This window comes from Foetidibacter luteolus (assembly GCF_009650435.1).
GTDB lineage: Bacteria > Bacteroidota > Bacteroidia > Chitinophagales > Chitinophagaceae > Foetidibacter > Foetidibacter luteolus.
The window spans coordinates 58,366-75,407 of sequence record NZ_VVIP01000069.1; the positions used below are offsets into that span (position 1 = coordinate 58,366).

At 45.8% G+C, this 17,042-nt stretch carries 10 protein-coding genes; 3 read left to right on the forward strand and 7 right to left on the reverse strand.

The features are described from left to right. Positions 1-77: 77 nt before the first annotated feature. The 4 genes from F0364_RS22970 to F0364_RS22985 form a co-directional block, all read right to left on the reverse strand. Positions 78-1,325: an MFS transporter gene (locus F0364_RS22970; protein ID WP_153800164.1), complete on the reverse strand. Its 1,248-nt coding sequence runs from the start codon at positions 1,323-1,325 to the stop codon at positions 78-80. A 42-nt stretch (positions 1,326-1,367) separates the two neighbouring features. Further along, a complete protein-coding gene (locus tag F0364_RS22975) occupies positions 1,368-3,593 on the reverse strand; it encodes a CRTAC1 family protein (RefSeq protein WP_153800165.1) in 2,226 nt (741 codons plus the stop codon). Positions 3,594-3,771: 178 nt separating this feature from the next. After that, a complete protein-coding gene (locus tag F0364_RS22980; RefSeq protein ID WP_153800166.1) occupies positions 3,772-4,365 on the reverse strand; it encodes a carboxymuconolactone decarboxylase family protein in 594 nt (197 codons plus the stop codon). 143 nt (positions 4,366-4,508) lie between these two features. Continuing rightward, positions 4,509-5,045, reverse strand: a complete 537-nt coding sequence (locus tag F0364_RS22985) for a hypothetical protein (RefSeq protein ID WP_153800167.1) — start codon at positions 5,043-5,045, stop codon at positions 4,509-4,511. 4 nt (positions 5,046-5,049) lie between these two features. On the opposite strand from F0364_RS22985, the gene F0364_RS22990 reads away from it, so the two are divergent. After that, complete coding sequence (locus F0364_RS22990; RefSeq protein WP_153800168.1) at positions 5,050-5,343, forward strand: hypothetical protein; 294 nt, start codon at positions 5,050-5,052, stop codon at positions 5,341-5,343. 131 nt (positions 5,344-5,474) lie between these two features. After that, a complete protein-coding gene (locus F0364_RS22995) occupies positions 5,475-7,853 on the forward strand; it encodes a TonB-dependent receptor (protein WP_153800169.1) in 2,379 nt (792 codons plus the stop codon). 609 nt (positions 7,854-8,462) lie between these two features. On the opposite strand, the gene F0364_RS23000 is transcribed toward F0364_RS22995, so the two are convergent. Together F0364_RS23000 and F0364_RS23005 are read right to left on the reverse strand one after the other, a co-directional pair. Next, the gene (locus F0364_RS23000) at positions 8,463-12,632 is read right to left on the reverse strand and encodes a hybrid sensor histidine kinase/response regulator transcription factor (protein ID WP_370752533.1); all 4,170 of its coding nucleotides are present in this window, start codon (positions 12,630-12,632) and stop codon (positions 8,463-8,465) included. A gap of 224 nt (positions 12,633-12,856) precedes the next feature. Beyond that, complete coding sequence (locus tag F0364_RS23005) at positions 12,857-14,590, reverse strand: GMC oxidoreductase (protein ID WP_153800171.1); 1,734 nt, start codon at positions 14,588-14,590, stop codon at positions 12,857-12,859. 39 nt (positions 14,591-14,629) lie between these two features. Here F0364_RS23005 and F0364_RS23010 point away from each other — a divergent pair, with 39 nt between their 5' ends. Continuing rightward, positions 14,630-14,854, forward strand: a complete 225-nt coding sequence (locus F0364_RS23010) for a hypothetical protein (RefSeq protein ID WP_153800172.1) — start codon at positions 14,630-14,632, stop codon at positions 14,852-14,854. Between the two features lie 21 nt (positions 14,855-14,875). Here the strand turns inward: F0364_RS23010 and F0364_RS23015 are convergent. Continuing rightward, the coding region (locus F0364_RS23015; RefSeq protein WP_207632839.1) for an FG-GAP-like repeat-containing protein at positions 14,876-17,042 on the reverse strand (2,167 nt) is incomplete at its 5' end.

Consider the following 17,042-nt stretch of genomic DNA (forward strand, 5'->3'; position numbering starts at 1 on the left):
CAGCCTTGCCTTGTGCCGGAGTATGAGCGGAAAGCCCGACCCCTTGCGATAGCTTGGGGGCACGCCCTGAAAAAAATTTAAACAGTATTGTGACGTGTTGTGTCTTTTACAAAAACCACCAGCAACAACCCTACAATAAATACCAGTGAAAAAATAAATATAGCGTTACCATAACCGCCCAACGCCGCTACCAATACCCCTACAAACAGCACCGCGGTAGCTGTTACCACACGGCCGGCATTGAAACAAAAACCAGTTGCCGTTGCCCGTATGGAACCCGGGAATAATTGCGGTATATAAGCAGATAACACACCCTGGCTTACACCAAAGAAGAAAGCCAATACACCAATTTCGATATAGATAATGGGGCTAAATGTGCTGTTGGTTTTAAAAAGTATAAATGACAGCCCTGAACACACGGTGAAGCAAAGCATCATAGCACGGCGGATGGTTAGGGCATTGGCCAGCCAGCCTGAAACGAAGCCGCCGGTAAGCCCGCCCATACCCATGAGCATCATGCCGAGGCCGCGTTCTTTGGCGGCATCCCTGCCGGGAATTAAACTTTGTATCCAGGTAGGCAGCCATGAAAAGATAGCCCACAAGCCTATGAGCATAGTACCAAACAATACGGCGCCCATGAGCACTTTTTTGCGGTTATCATCAGAGAACAGAGACCCGATGCCCTGCCTTTCGTGATGGCTGGTTTTGCTGGTTTGCTCATTTAGCAACCATATACCGAGGAAGGCAAGTGAAAGCGGTATGATGCCTACCAGGAAGCCCTGACGCCATGAGCTGACTACGTAGTTGATTACACCTGCGGAAAATATACCCACGGGTATACCGATGGATAATATGCCGATATAAATGTTCCGGCTGCTTTTGGGCCAGACTTCCGTCATGGTGGTAAAAGCAACCACCAGCACGCCGCCCACACCAAAACCGCTGAGGAAGCGGCAGATAACAACCGCCTCCCAATTAGGGGCAAGACCTGTTAAAACAGTACCCAAGCCATAAAAAGCGATAGCCAGCAGCAAGGCTTTTTTACGGCCGACACGATCGCTGATAACACCCCAGCTAAAACCGCCGATGGCCCAGCCAAAAATGAATACCGCATTAATGTAAGCGCTGATGCTGTTAAGCTGCTCCGTATTCTTGCTGCCCAATAAATCCTGCACGGCAACAGGAAGGTATACGGACATTAAAGTGGATACTGTACCGCCAATAGCGATACTGAAAAAAGAGATGATGAACAAGGCTACATGCGCACCCGTTATACCGGAGCGTGCCACAGGGATGTTTGTTTCGGGGATTGTAATTGTGCTCATACGTTGTGTTTTTCTAAAAAGGTTTTAAGTATTATGGCAATGTTAGTTTGGTGAGCAGCCGATGGCTGCCTGTTTTGAAAATGTGTAATCGCTTTTGTTGAGCTTAACTTTCGTAATAGCGTCGCTGCCCTGGCGTATAAGTACCTGGTCTCCGGCTTTGAGGTTTTTTACCACCTGCACATTGTTATTGCCCGGCCATTTTATTTCAACCGTTTCAACAGCGGTTGCCTGGCCGATACCAATATGCTGCAGGAGTGGGTTGGAGCCGAAGCTGCCGCCTGAGTTTACATGCCGGTAAATGGTTCTTGTTTTACCATTTTCAGTAAAAGTTAGTTTAAGCCTTGCGCCGATGGCGGCCCTGTTGCAGTTAACGCCCTGCAGAGAAATATTAACCCAGCGGTTGTTGTTCTGGCCCGGGTTTACATACAATGAGTTCTGGTAAGCGTCGCCGGAATAAGCCCCGCCCATATCAATATAAATATCCTGGTCTCCATCATTATCAAGATCAGCAAAAGAAACGCCATGCCCTTTTTGCAGGTTACCTACCCGGGCAGAAGTAGTAACATCCACAAAGCTTTTGCCATTGATGTTTTTGAACATTTTATTGGGCACCAGGGAAGTGTATTGCGGATTACCGGTTCCAAGGTACATATCCAGCCAGCCGTCGTTATCAATATCCCCAAAGTTGCAGCCCATGGTAAAGGCTATTTTGTTAAGCCCTATTTTAGTGCCTACTTCCTCAAATGTGCCATCGTGCTTATTATGGTACAGGAATATTCTGCCCCCATTGCCCGTGGGGATTTGTAATGCCTCCGCGGCAGCATACCATGCCGGCGGCCTGTTGAACTCGTAGCTGCAAACGAATATATCCAGCCAGCCATCATTATCATAATCCCAAAACCAGGTGGGAAAAGTACGCACCGTATTGTTGCTTACCCCTGCCTGCACACTTACATCTTTAAAATGCGGGATACCATTTTGCGACCCTTCATTTTTCAGCAGCACTTTAAGGCCGTTTAGGGTGGAAATGAAAATATCAGTAAGGCCGTCATTATCATAATCTCCGGAGGTTACACCTTTTACAAAAGCGGTAACACTGCAGCCTGCCTTATCTGCCATGTTGGTAAAAGTGCCATTCTTGTTGCTGATGAAAAGTTCACAGGGGTTTACATCATCCTGCGTAGAGGTTTCGTTGCCGATAAAAACATCCAGCCAGCCATCGTTGTTAAAGTCTGCCCAGGTAGCGGTTTGGGTAGGGTAAAAAGAAAGCAGGCCGCTTTCTTTGGTAACATCGGTAAAAGTGCCGTTACCATTATTTTTAAGCAAGGAGTTGGGTTCTTTGCCAAAACGTCCCTTCCAGGCGCCACGCAAAACAAAGATATCCTTTAGGCCATCATTGTTATAGTCAGTTTGCATAATATTAAGGCCACCTGTAAACTGCTGCAGCCCGGAGGAATCGGACATGTCGGCAAAGCCGCTGCCCGATTTGTTGATGCAGAAGTGCATGCCTTCATCCAGCCCCCAACTGCTGGTTACAATATCCAGGTAGCCGTCATTGTTAAAATCTTCCACAATGCTGCCGCCAGCCATATTTTTTGTATTAAGGCCTGTGTTTACAGCTACATCCATAAAAGGTTTTACAAGAGAGGACGTATCAGCGTCAAGACCTTTGATAAGCCACTCCGCAGGCACCTGTTGCGGATAGCCTGCGATAGTCATGTACGCGATATTAAGCAGCCACCTTGTTTCAAGGTCAGAAGGATCTTCTTTCAATAGTGACCGGTAAATTTCAATAGCCCTTTCTGAACCTGCTTTATCCCTGTGTACACCATTGCCTTTAACAGGAAATATGCAGGATTCTGTACCATGGCCGGTTATACAGTTTGTTCTTTCGCCCACCCTTAACCACGATAGGGCAAGATCTTTCATCACCCTTCTTTTTTTGTCCGTCTCGTATAGCGGTATGGTTCTCAGCAAATCTTCAAAAAGTGGTATTGACTTTTGCTCCTGTCCCATTTCAAGAAGAACATTAGCCATAAAATACTTGGCAGCGGCAGAATCCTGCGGCCTTTCAGCAGCTTTTAGCGCTGAATCATAAAAATTCAGTTTTGCCTGGGATGCAAAAGAATTGTCTGCCACGGAAAAATTTTTAGAAACGGTGGAGAGCAGGCCCACCATTTCTGTATTAGCAGAAACTTTTACCTCATTCCGGCACGAGTTGAACAAAAGAATTACTGGTATGATGAGTAAATGTTTACATTGTTTCATTGTGCTTTTTTTGTACGGCTACCATGCTTACCGGTTTTACCGCAAAACCAACCTGGCACCCGGCAAAGAGGCCGGAGGTCAAGGGTTTTACCCGGAGTTATACCCGGTTAAGCGGCGCTGTTTTTAGCTAAGCCCCGTGCAAAAAACAACAGGTTTTTGCAGGCGCATTAGTTTTACTTTATTGCTTAACCGCAGTATCGTTAGCCTTTACATTATTCTTCAGGTGGTCGTAACCCTGCGGCAACCTGGTGTAGCCATGGTTTACCAACCGGTCTGCCAATATGCTGTAATAGCCGGCATCTTTGGGAAGGGCTGTGCCCATACCGTCCACGTACCGGTTGTACAGGCAAAACAGCGCGGCAATTAAAACAGTATCGTGTATCTCCACGTCTGTAGCACCCTGTGCTTTTGCGTTGGCGATGGCTTCAGCCGTTACTGATTTGCCGCTTTCCCTTGTCATAGCAGCGATGGTGAGCAGGGCTTTCATTTTTTCACTTACAGGCGCTGTAAGGATATCCTGTTTTGCTCTGGCGGAAGTTTCATTTTCGCCCAACAGCAAGTCCGTGGCGGCTGTATGCGCCGTTGTACAAAAAGTACACTGGTTGCCACTGGATACAACCGTAGCTATTAACTCACGTTCACCTTCCGTAAGTGTATTGGGGCCTCGCAACAGGAACTGGGTAAGCTCACGTATAGGCTGGGCAGAATCTTTACGGTATTCCAATAAACCGGTAACGCCCGGCAGATGCTCTTCAAGAGGTATAAATGGCATAAAAAAGTTTGAAGTAATGCTTAAGAATGATCGGTATACAGCCATTACTAACGGCTGAACACCCCTGAAACTATTGCTGCGGGTTATGCTGCAAGGCATAACAAAAGCGGCATTAAGCCGTAAGAAAATGTTTCAATAAATCACTAAGCTACTTCGGGAGGCTGTTCGGGAGAGAGGTGTGGTGCAGATGCAAGCGCTTCATTTTTGTTGGCCGGCGGGCAGGAGGAGTTGATTTTTAAAACCTGGACAGTTGATAACTGGTTGCCGGTTTCAAACTCGCTCAGCAAATTCTTAAACGCGTTGCTTTTGGAGTTGTCTGATTTCTTGTTTTCTGTGGGCTGGTTAATATCGCTGCTGTATTTAATAAAATCATTCTTGGCGGTTAGCAGGCGCATTTTTTGATGGTTGGGCAAACATAGTAATACCAGTTCTCCGTTAAACACTTTGCGTTTTACATATTTATACAGCACTCCATTCAGGTTAATTTCGCCATCCACCCGTTCAAAATCTGGCCGGCTTACCTGGTAAGGGTTGGATAATGGTATGGTGACTGTAACAAGATCTGACTCGTTATAAGCTTCTTTATCAAGTGCAAGTTCAAGTTGTATATCCGATTGGCGCTGGGCAGCATAAAAGAAAAGCCTGTATCCAACAAGGTTGAACAGGAATAGCAAAAGCATTAATATGGCAGCCAGTTTTTTCAAAAGTGGAATCCAAGATACAGTTTTTTATAAAACAAAAATTTCTGGTGTGCGTGGCGGGGATTGTTTTTTCCATTCACAGCAGTTTCCGGAACCCTCTGCAACCCGGAGAAAATTTTTTGGGGCCCGGCAGAAGAATAAGTATTTGGCTTTCGTTGCGTCGCACTCTTTTACGTTCTGTTCGCTATGCAGCTTTACCGAAGCGAAGGGTAACCCCCCATTTTTGACAATGCTTTTTAAAAAGAGCTTTGCCAAAATGGTGAATAGTGAATGGTGAATAGTGAATAAAAGAATACCTGCCCGGGCCGGGGTAGCCGTATTATCCGGGCGCAAAAAATAATATCGCCACAGGCAAAATGAATATTAGCCGTTACCTTAGCCGCTTTATTTACTTATCAGAGCTATTACATGAAGTTGAATTTTAAACCGCTAACCGCTGCCGCATGCTTTGTGTTCATGTTGGCATGCCCTACCGCTTACAGTCAGAAACCCGCAGGCTTTTCGGGAAAAGTAACCGGCGCCGCATCGCAGCCGCTGGGTTTTGCATCGGTACATATTTTAAACAGTAATTACAGTACGCTTACAAATGCCGCGGGTGAGTTTAGCTTTCGCAACATAAAGGATGGCAACTACACAGTTTCCGCATCGGCAACAGGGTATGCCACCGTTATGGTTAATGTAAGAATTGGCCAAAATAATGAGCCACTTGTAATACACCTGCAGGATGAAGCTGCCAGGCTTAATGAAGTAGTGGTTACATCACAAAAAAAAGAAGAAGCATTGCAACAGGTACCGGTTAGCATTACTTCTTTGTCATCAAAAGAAATTCAGCAATACCGCCTTTGGAAGAGCAACGAGTTAAGCGGCATTGCCCCCAACCTGTACTCCACCAATTCAGGCGATGAGCGGAATGTAACTTCTATCAGGGGCATTGCCACTACCTCATACGACCCCGCCGTTAGCACTTATATTGATGGCGTTAACCAGTTTAGCCTGGATACCTATATTGCCCAGTTGCTGGATATTGAGCGCATTGAAGTGCTGCGCGGCCCCCAGGGTACCCTGTATGGCCGTAATGCCATGGGCGGCGTTATTAATATAATTACCAGGCAGCCTACCAATAAAACAACCGGTTTTGCGGAGCTTAACTACGGCAATTACAACCAGCAGCGTTACAGCGCCGGTGTACGCACACCACTGATAAACAACAAGCTTTTCTTTGGCGCCGCTGTTATGTTTAACAAACGCGATGGCTATTATGATAATGAGTTTACTAAAAGCTCTTTTGATAAACAGCAGGGCATTAGCGGTAATTACTACTTAAAGTATATTCCTGCGGAAAGATGGAATGTTACCGTAAACGTAAAGCACCAGAATATTAAGAACAACGGCGCTTTTCCTTTGGTAAATGGTATGGAAGAAGCTTTTGGCAACCCTTACAAACTAAGCCAGGATGCCGTAGGCAGAATGATTGACAACACGCTTAATATGTCCCTGGTAATTAACCATGCCGGGCCTGCGTTTAACTTCAGTTCACAAAGCTCCTGGCAAAGTAACCACCGCTATTACCAGTCACCACTGGATGGTGATTTCTCCCCGCTGGATGCGGTAACCGTTATTAACGATTACGGCACCAAATGGAACAATGTAAAAGTGTTTACGCAGGAACTGCGGTTTACTTCACCGGCAGGCAATAATTCTCCGCTTAAATGGACGGGCGGCGCTTATTTCTTTCACCAGGATAACCCTGTAAAACAGGCTACACATTACGGTAAAGATGCCGGCATACTTGGCCCTATAGATCCGAATTTTTCCACCATTAATACCAGTAAAGGAAAGAATACCGGCATAGCCTTTTTCGGACAAATCAATTACGCCCTTACCGAAAAGCTGGAATTGATAGCCGGTCTTCGCTATGACTATGAAAACCGCAGGTTATCTGTAGAAGGCGCCTATCAGAAAGATGGCGAAGATGTGTTTGTTACCAGGCCCGATACGTCTGCCAAAACTAATTTCAGCGCATTATCTCCCAAGCTTGGCTTAAGCTATCACGCAAGTGGCAACAGCAACCTTTTTATCACTTACAGCCGTGGGTTTAGAACAGGCGGTTTAACACAATTGTCGCAGGATCCCTCGCAGCCGCCCTTGTACCCTTATAAACCTGAGTACAGCAACAATATTGAAGCCGGTATTAAAAACAGCTTCTTTAACAACAAGCTGCGTGCAAACCTTACGGCTTTTGTTACACTGGTGAGGGATGCGCAGGTGCCCACCCTTGTTTTGCCCGATGCCATTACCGTTACCCGCAATTACGGCAAGCTTACCAGCCGCGGTATTGAACTGGAACTGGCAGCAACACCACTTAAAGGCCTGCAGTTTGATTATAACCTGGGTTACACACGTGCTACCTATAACACGTTTAAGAATGCGGACGGCAGCGATAACACAGATTTTAAAAATAAAAGGCAGGTGTACACGCCGGATGTAACATCTATGCTCGCCGTACAGTACAGTTACACGGTTAACAGGCAGCAACAGGTAAAGCTGGTGGCCCGTGGCGAATGGTTTTATACCGGCGCCACTTATTTTGATGTATCCAACAACATCCGCCAATCACCTTACGGGTTGATAAATACACGTGTAGGCGTAAGCAGCAAACGCCTGGACGTTTTCTTCTGGGGCCGCAACCTGGGCGGCTCGAAGTATATAGCTTATGCTTACGATTTTGGCGCCATACACCTGGGCGATCCCAAGACTTATGGCATAACTGTGGCGGCTAAGTTTTAAACAGCGCAATTATTAAATAACGCGGGTTTTGGGTGTTGCAAGTACCTGCATTAAATACTCCTACTTACTTTTTTGTCCCCGTAACAAGTCCGGGACAGGCTTGACACAAAAAAGTAACAAAAAAAGTCAAGGAAGAAACGATATACAGCACGTTTCTTCCATTTGCCCTGATTAAGCTTTTGTACTACTGTGACTTCAGCAGTAGAATGTTATTGTACAAGGCATACTAAACTTGATGATGCAGTTAGAATGAATGATCCTATCTGATTTTTTGTATGTTTATATCTTAATGTCAGTACAAAAGATCCAAAACTCACGTTAAATAAGTAAAGCGGCTTTATCTTGTAAGGTAAAGCCGCTTTTTTTTGCTTTAGGCTGTGAAAAAGTACAAAGCGTTTTCGCTGCTGCTTTTTGCTTTGCAGCATCACAAGATGTGTGCGAAAAAACAGCGTGTTGCACTTGTGGGTGAGGGATTGAAGCGGTTACCCCGGTGAGGCCATCGCAGCAGGGCTTTTGTGCCGGAGTATGAGCGGAAAGCCCGGCCCGAGGTACGAGGGACACCCCCTGAAAAATATTGTAAAAAGCAGGATAAGACGGCCGCCCCGGCTGTTACCCTGTTCCATTTAAAGAACCCGGTTCTTTTTTGTTTTCCGCAACATAGGCTGATGGGGCCATATTATACTCAGCCTTAAAAAACCTGGCGAAGTATTTGGGATTGTTAAAGCCTACTTCGTAAGCCACTTCGGCAACAGTTAAATTGGTTTCCCGTAACAACTGTGCTGCTCTCTGTAGCCGTATAAAACGGATAAAGTCCAGCGGGGCTTTCTCTGTAAGCGCAAACATTTTTTTATACACCGCCGTCCTGCTCATAAATAACTCCTTGCTCAGGTCTTCAACTGAAAAATCCGGATCAGAAAGGTTTTTTTCTATCACCTCAAGGGCGTTTTGAATAAACTTTTCATCAGCAGATGCAATACTGGCATCGGAAGCTTTGGCATCAACCTGCCGTACATAAGTTTGTTTCAAGGTTTTCTGCTCAGAAAGTATGTTGCGTATGCGTGACAGCATTATCTCAAAATTGAAGGGCTTGGTCATAAAATCGGCAGCGCCTGTTTCCAGCCCCTCTAAATGTTTATCATCACTTACCAGGGCTGTTAACAATATAACGGGTATATGTTTGGTACGTTGGTCTTTTTTAATCCGTTTGCATAACTCTATACCATCCATTACCGGCATGCTGATATCGCTTACCACCAAATCAGGATGAGAAGCCAGTACCCTTTGCCAGCCCAGTTTGCCGTTAGGCGCCTCAAGGATATTGAAGTAGCTACGAAGATTATCTTTGAGGTAAAACCTGAAATCGTCGTTATCTTCCACCAGTAAAATGGTTTGCTTTTTACCGCGTGGCGCCTGGTTACGGGATGCGGAGACATCAACATCATCCGGAACAGTTACAGGCTGGCCGTTACCAGGTGTACCCTGCATTTCAAAAGCGTCTGAAGGGGCATCATCGCTAAGTTCATCAAAAGGAAGCTGAACGGTAAAGCAGCTACCCTTGCCCACAGCACTTTCAACCGTAATGCTGCCACCCTGCATCTTCACAAACTCCCTGGTTATGGAAAGCCCGATACCGCTGCCCTGGTTAAGCATACTTTCCGGCACATCGCTTTGAAAGAAATGTTCAAAAACAGCAGCTTGCTTATCTTCTTCTATGCCTATGCCGGTGTCTTTTACTTTTATCTCAACAAATGTTTTACCTGTTTCGATAACCCGCACATCTACATTTACCGTTCCGTTTTCATGTGTAAACTTAAACGCATTGGAAAGCAGGTTGAACAGGATACGCTCAATTTTATCATGATCAAAACGGGTGATAAATTGGTTACGTTGAGCGGCGTAGAAAAAACGGATGTTCTTCTTTTCGGCAAGATCTGTAAAGGAACAGGAGATTTCCCTGATGAAAAGGAGCAGATCTCCCTGTACGGGGTTAAGCTTAAGTTCCTGCACTTCCATCTTTCTAAAGTCCAGCAACTGGTTAACCAGGTTAAGCAACCTTCTTGCGTTGCGGTGTATTAATTGAAACTGTTTCTTTTGAGCGGTATCGGCTGAGCTTTTCAACAGCTTGTCAACAGGGGCCAGTATAAGCGATAAAGGTGTTTTAAACTCATGGCTTACATTGGTAAAGAATTTTATTTTCAGCATATCCAGTTCATGCAGGCGCCGGGCTTCCCTGCGTTCATTGGCCAGCTCAAAACGCATTTTGGCGCGGTTCATATCCACCCGCCGGGCATACAGGAATACAAAAGCGGCCAGCAAAAAATAAAACAGGTACGCCAGTGGCGTTCGCCAAAAAGGTGGCAGCACTTTTATCCGCAACAGGATGCCCTGTTCATTCCAAACGCCATCATCATTGGAGGCTTTTACCTGGAAGGTATAGGTGCCGGCATCCAGGTTGGTATAGGTAGCACGCCGGTTACCGGCCGGTGCAACCAGCCAGTTTTTATCAAAGCCATTTAACCGGTAAGCATACTGGTTTTTTTCAGTGTTATCGAAGCTTAAAGCTGCAAAGCCAATAGAGAATACGTTCTGGTTATGCCGCAGCACTATTTCCCTGGTTTCTGCTATGGACTGGTTAAGTATTATTTTGCCGTTTATCTTTTCATTTACAGCAATGTTCCTGTTAAACAGGTAAAACTCTGTAAAAGCAATCTGCGGCAGTATTTTATTTTCTTTAATGGCAGCAGGATGAAACAGGTTAAACCCATTTGCCCCGCCAAATATTAACTCTCCTGATTTGGTTTTGCAAGCAGCATTCTCGTTAAAATCCCTGCTTTGCAACCCATCCAGTTCGTCGTATTTCTTTACGGTTATGCTTACACCTTTAGCGGTAACCGCAGGTTTAATACGTGCCAATCCTCCGGGTGTGCTTATCCATATATCCCCTTTGTCATCCTGCAAAATATTCAGCACCGAATTATCGGGCAGGCCATCCTTCATATAAAAGGAAGTGATTTTCTTTGAATCTTCCTGGTATACATTCAGGCCATAACGGGTGCCTATCCACATATTATTGCTGTTATCTTTCAGCAGGCAGATAACATCGTTATTACTAAGGCCGCTGGTAACAGTAAGGTTTTTAAACTTAGCGCTTCCCTTTTGCAAAAGGCTTATACCGCCATCCGTGCCCACCCACAAGTTACCCTGCCTGTCTTCAGAAAGGGCGGCTACATAATTTGAAGGAAAGCCGTTTGCACCTTTTTTGTAATGAATAAAGGTATTGCTCTGCCTGTCGAATCTGTCCAGGCCTCCTTCATAAGTACCCACCCAAAGGTTCTTTTCGCGGTCTTCATAAATTTCCCAAACCCTGTCTTCAGACAGGCTTGCGGTATCTCCATCCTTGTGACGGTAGTGTATAAACCGGTTACCGTCATAGCAGTCCAGCCCACCGTAATAATAACCAATCCAAAGCTTTTGCCGGTGGTCTATCCAAAGGCTTACAATAACATCGTTGCTGATGCTGTTGCTGTTACCAGGTTCATGCCTGTATTGGTGAAAAGTATTGGTTTTTCTATTAAAATAAATAAGACCGCCGCCATTGGCGCCTATCCATATATTCCCGTTCGCATCCTCCACAAAACGGTTTACATCATCGTAGCTTAAACTGTTTTTGTTTGTTGCCAGGTGGCGGTAAACGGGGAAACGGGTAAGGTTTTCATGATAGTAATTAACCCCCTTTTTGTAGGTGCCCAGCCACACAATACCCAACCTGTCTTTATACATGCAGGTGATTACATTTTGCGATATGGTTGTATGATCGTCATCTTTGTTTTTAAGATACGATACGGTCATCGTTTTTTTGTTAAGCAGGTTAACGCCGCCATGGTCGGTACCCATCCATATTAAGCCGTTATCATCCTGCACGATACCATTAACAATATCATTGTTAAGCAGCCCTGGTTTATTATAAAGATGCGTGGCCCGCCCCGTTAATTTATGGTAGTACATGGCTCCAAAAGGAACTGTGGGACAGTATAGCCAGAGATCGCCGTCTATATCCTCATATACAGAAAAATCCTGCGACCTATTACCCAGTTTATCTTTTACTGCGGCAGTACGGAAAATAAGGCTACCCGAGTTTGCATCCAGCTTTTCAATGATGCCATTACTGTACACCCTTACAAGGGAACCATCCCGCGAAGTTTGAATATCTGATATGAAATTACCGTCCCCGCCCGGTTGTTTGCCGGCGCATAAAGTTTTTCCTGCTTCATCCCTCCTGTAAAGGCTTCCATCGCGGTAAAGCAGCCACAGGTTTTTACCGGCCTGCGCCAGCGACCGGATGCTGCCTTTAGGCATACCAAGAGATTCCAGGTAAGTGTTTCCATTCAAAAACCGTTCTGTAACCGGGTCGTAAACACTATTGCCATTTCTTGATTGCACAAACATTTTATTACCCGGCAGGCCAAAAATTTTAAGCACATAGTTGTCCATTAAGGAAAAAGTGTCTGCCGCGTTGTGTGTAAACACCTTAAACGCGTAACCATCGTAACGGTTAAGGCCGGAAATAGTTCCGAACCACATAAAGCCTTTGTGATCTTTATATACAGATGTGACCCTGTTGTGAGAAAGGCCTTTTGAGATATCAAGACAGGAAAACGGGTACCCGGTTTGTTGGGCAATTGAAGGATGCGCCCAACAACATAATATGAAAAGCAGGTATACTTTTCCCAGGTGACTTAGCATAGCAATCAATTCAGTGTTACGAATTAAAGATAGCATTATTAATTGTACTATTCACAATTAATAAAGACATTTTCTCCCTCCATAATATTTTATGCACCCAGCCCAGGCCTGGAAGAAGTACAGATTATTCAACAGTATCACAATTTGCAGGGATGTGCAGAATGCAGTTGCCCATAGCGGTGGCGTACAAGAGTGCGACGCAAGTAAAGCCCAATACTTGTTCTTCTGCCGGGCCCATAAAAATTTCATTTAGCTGAAAGCTACATATTGCCTTTCTTTAATTCATTTACAGCAAAGTCTGCCGCCCGTGCGGTTAATGCCATGTATGTAAGAGAAGGGTTCTGGCATGCGCTGCTTGTCATACAAGCGCCATCCGTTACAAAAACATTTTTCGCATCCCACACCTGGTTGTTGCCATTGAGCACAGAAGTTTTTTCATCCCGTCCCATGCGTGCCGTACCCATTTCGTGAATGCCCTGCCCAACAGCATACATGGGGCTATCCCAGGTAGAAATTTCCTTGATGCCGGCTGCTTCAAACATGGCCACCAACTCCTTGACAATATCTTTACGCATCTTCAATTCATTATCTTTCAACTCCGCATCCATTGACAACACCGGCAAGCCCCATTTGTCTTTCACATTTTTATCCAGCGAAATTTTATTTTCATGGTAAGGCAATATTTCTCCAAAACCCGTGGCGCCCACATGCCATGCGCCGGGCTCTGTAAGCGCATCTTTGTATGCTGCACCAATATTAAGCTCAGCTACATCTCTGCTCCAGCCATCTCTGCTGGCACTGCCCTGGTAGCCGTAGCCCCGCAAAAAATCACGCTTATCTCCAAACAGGTTGGCAAAGCGGGGAATATAAAAACCATTGGCCCTTCTGCCGAAATAATACTTGTCTTCAAAGCCTTCCACCAAACCTTTTGCACCAAGCATATAATGATGATCCATTACGTTGTGGCCAAGCTCTCCGCTGCTGCTGCCAAGGCCATCGGGCCATACATCTGTGGCGCTGTTCATTAATACCCATGCGCTGTTTAATGCGGAAGCATTGAGGAAAACAACCTTAGCATAATACTCGTAGGTTTTATTGGTTTCCGCATCCAGCACTTCAACACCCTTTGCTTTTTTGGTGTCTTTATCGTACAAAATTTTTGTAACAATAGCCCAGGGCCTTAGCGTTAAATTACCTGTTGCCATAGCTGCCGGCAATGTTGAAGACTGGGTACTGAAGTAGCCGCCAAAAGGGCAACCTTCCCAGCAGCGGTTACGGAACTGGCATTGCGTTCTGCCCGGTATGGCCTGTGTTAAATTGGCTACACGCCCAATGAATAGGTGCCTGTTTCCCTTATAATGCGCCTTTATTCTTTCTGCCATATCTTTCTCCACGCAATTCAATTCCATAGGTGGCAACAACTTACCATCCGGCAGTTGCGGCAACCCTTCATTAGAGCCGCTGATGCCTGCAAAAGTTTCAACATAATCATACCATTCCTGCAAGTCTTTATAACGAATCGGCCAGTCAACGCCATGCCCATCTTTGATATTAGCCTCAAAATCTATATCACTTAACCGGTAGCTTTGCCTGCCCCATAAAACAGAGCGTCCACCTAACTGGTAAGAGCGCCACCAGGCAAAAGGCTTCACCTCTACATAAGGGCTTTCCTTTTCATTCACCCAGTAATCCGTAATGGCTTCCTGCGCCGCTGTGCCATACATGGCCCAGTCCCGGGATATAACAGGATTGTCTTTTTTATACTGTGTTGTTGCACGGCCGCGGTGCTTAAAATCCCAGGGATTGTTATTGGCTGTTTTATAATCTTTAACATGCTCAAAATTGCGGCCCCGTTCCAGCATTAACACCTTCAGGCCTTTTTGTGTAAGCTCTTTGGCAGCCCATCCTCCGCTAATGCCGGAACCGATAACAATTGCATCATAGGTATTCTGGGCAACGGCTTTGTTGTTTACGTTTAAAGAATCTCCCGGCATAAATTTTCTTTTATTGGTAAGTAATTTAATGTACGAATTATGAAGTACGAAGTACGTTGGTGCTTTATACTTTCGCTATCTGTTGTTGTATTTTTTGCCTCAATGAAGGCCGCGATAATTTATGATACCGGCTGCGGCCTTTCATGGGGACTTCGTTGCGTCGCAATCACTTCATCGTTCTGTTCTTTGGGCGACTTTTCAGCCCCGGTAGAATATCACCACCGCAACATCTTATCAACCTCTAACCCTTCAACAGACCAGTAACCAGTAACCAGCAACCTGCAACTACTCCACCTTCACCATCTTCACCGCCTCATTGTTCATCGCTACCAGCAGCCTCTTCTTTTTACCATTCTTTATCGTTACCATATCTCTTACTGCCCCCCTTATGTTAATGCCGCTTTGTTGCGCACTCATGGCTTTAAAACCTCCCTTGCCATCCCCTCTCATAAACGTTCCGTAGCTGGCATCATAAATGCCCACTTCCGGTTTACTCTCGTAAAAGTTGCCACCCATCACAATATCCACATGGCCATCTCCATCAAAGTCTTCCGCAGCTATGCCATACATCGGTGACAACTGCGCGGCTGTTGGCAAAGCCTGTACGCTGAATGTGCCGTTCTTATTGTTGATCAACACACTGCTCTGCATCATGAAAGCTTCCAGCCTCACAGCCTTTTTTAACTGTTCTTCCGTAAACATCTTTGTAATCGTTTGCTCTTTGTAATTCTCGTATTTCAGGTATTTCTTCTTCAGGTATGGCAATACATTTACCAGGTCATGCCTTAACACCATCGGGTAAGCGCTGTCTTTGTTGTAACAGGTAATGATCTGTTCTATGCTGCCGTTGTTATCAAAGTCGCTTACATACATACTTACCGGTTTCTCCGCTGTTGCCTTAAACCTGCTGTTAAGCCCATGGTTGCCCGCTATCATATCCGCGTAGCCATCATGGTTAACATCAGCTATTATCAGCCGGTTCCACCAGCCGTTGGTTTTGCCTAATCCTGCCGCTTCGGTTACTTCTGTAAGCTTGCCGCCTTCGTTGTGGAATATCCTTACCGGCATGTATTCGCCGGTTACGGCCAGGTCGGGCTTTTTGTCGTTATCATAGTCCAGCCACTGCGCATCGGTGATCATGCCTGCCTGTTTAAGTGCAGGGGCTACCGTTTCCGTTACATCTGTAAAAAAGCCTTTGCCATTGTTTTGCAGCACATAGCCTTTACAGGGGTACCCATAACTAAACGATTTAAGCCGTACCCCTACAAACAGGTCCATATCGCCATCGCCGTCATAATCAGCCGCTCTTACACAACTGGTGCTCTCAAAAATATAAGAAGGCAATACCTGGCCGGATTTTGTGAACCGGCCCTTGCCATCATTTGTATACAGCCGGTTCATCAACGCGGTTGAATTGGGTGAAAACTCGTTTCCTCCACTGCATACATACAGGTCCGCATCGCCGTCATTATCCGCATCAAAAAACAGCGCATCGGTGTCTTCGCTCAGCTTGTCCTGTTCCAGCAGGGCCTCATTGGTTCTTTTGAATTGGCCGCCTGCCGTTTGTATCATCAGTGCACCGGCCTGGTCTTTGGCGCCGCAGATATAGATATCTTCCAGGCCATCCCTGTTAATATCTCCTTTGGCTATCCTGGGCCCCTGTGTGGAGAGCATGTGAAAGATCAGCCTGTCGCGGTCGAAGTCTATAAACCCGTTCTCCCGGTGGGTGAAGGGAACAGTGGATGGTGAAGCCTCTATGCGGAATGGCGAGTGATGAGCGGTGAGCGGTGAATGGTGAGCAGTGAGTAGTGAGTGGTGAGTGGGCTGTAGGGGTGTACCCTCTTTATATACTGCCGGCTTTATAAGTTTTAAAGTATTTTCTTTTGATGTTTTTTGTTTAACAGTCATTGCTTTGCTTACCGGCAACTGGTAACCGGCAACCGGCAACCGCCCTTCCCCCTGCTTCACCACCAACTGCTGATTTACCTGCACATGCCTTATCACATTTTGCCTGCCATCGGGCCATTGCACCGTGACGGAATCTATCTGGCCTGTTTTACCCAGCCCAAAATTCAGCCGCTCATCCACGGTGGATTCAAAACCACGCATGGGCATCTGTTCCTGGTAGGCGATGGTATTGTTATGGTACACCGTTACCTTGGCACCTATCCCGAATTTGTTTTTGCCTTCTCCCTCTAAAGCCACTTTCAGGAATTTGTTTTCCGGGTGCTGCTGCATGCTCTGGTTACGGTAAATGCTGCACGGCATGTTTACATTGTTCACCACCAAATCCAAATCGCCATCATTGTCTAAGTCCGCATAGGCGGAACCATTGCTGAAACCCGGTTCATCCAGGCCCCACTCTTTGGCTTTATTCGTAAACGTTAAATCGCCATTGTTGCTAAACGCATAGTTAGATACCGGATTGGAGGGAATTAAATCTATCAGCTTC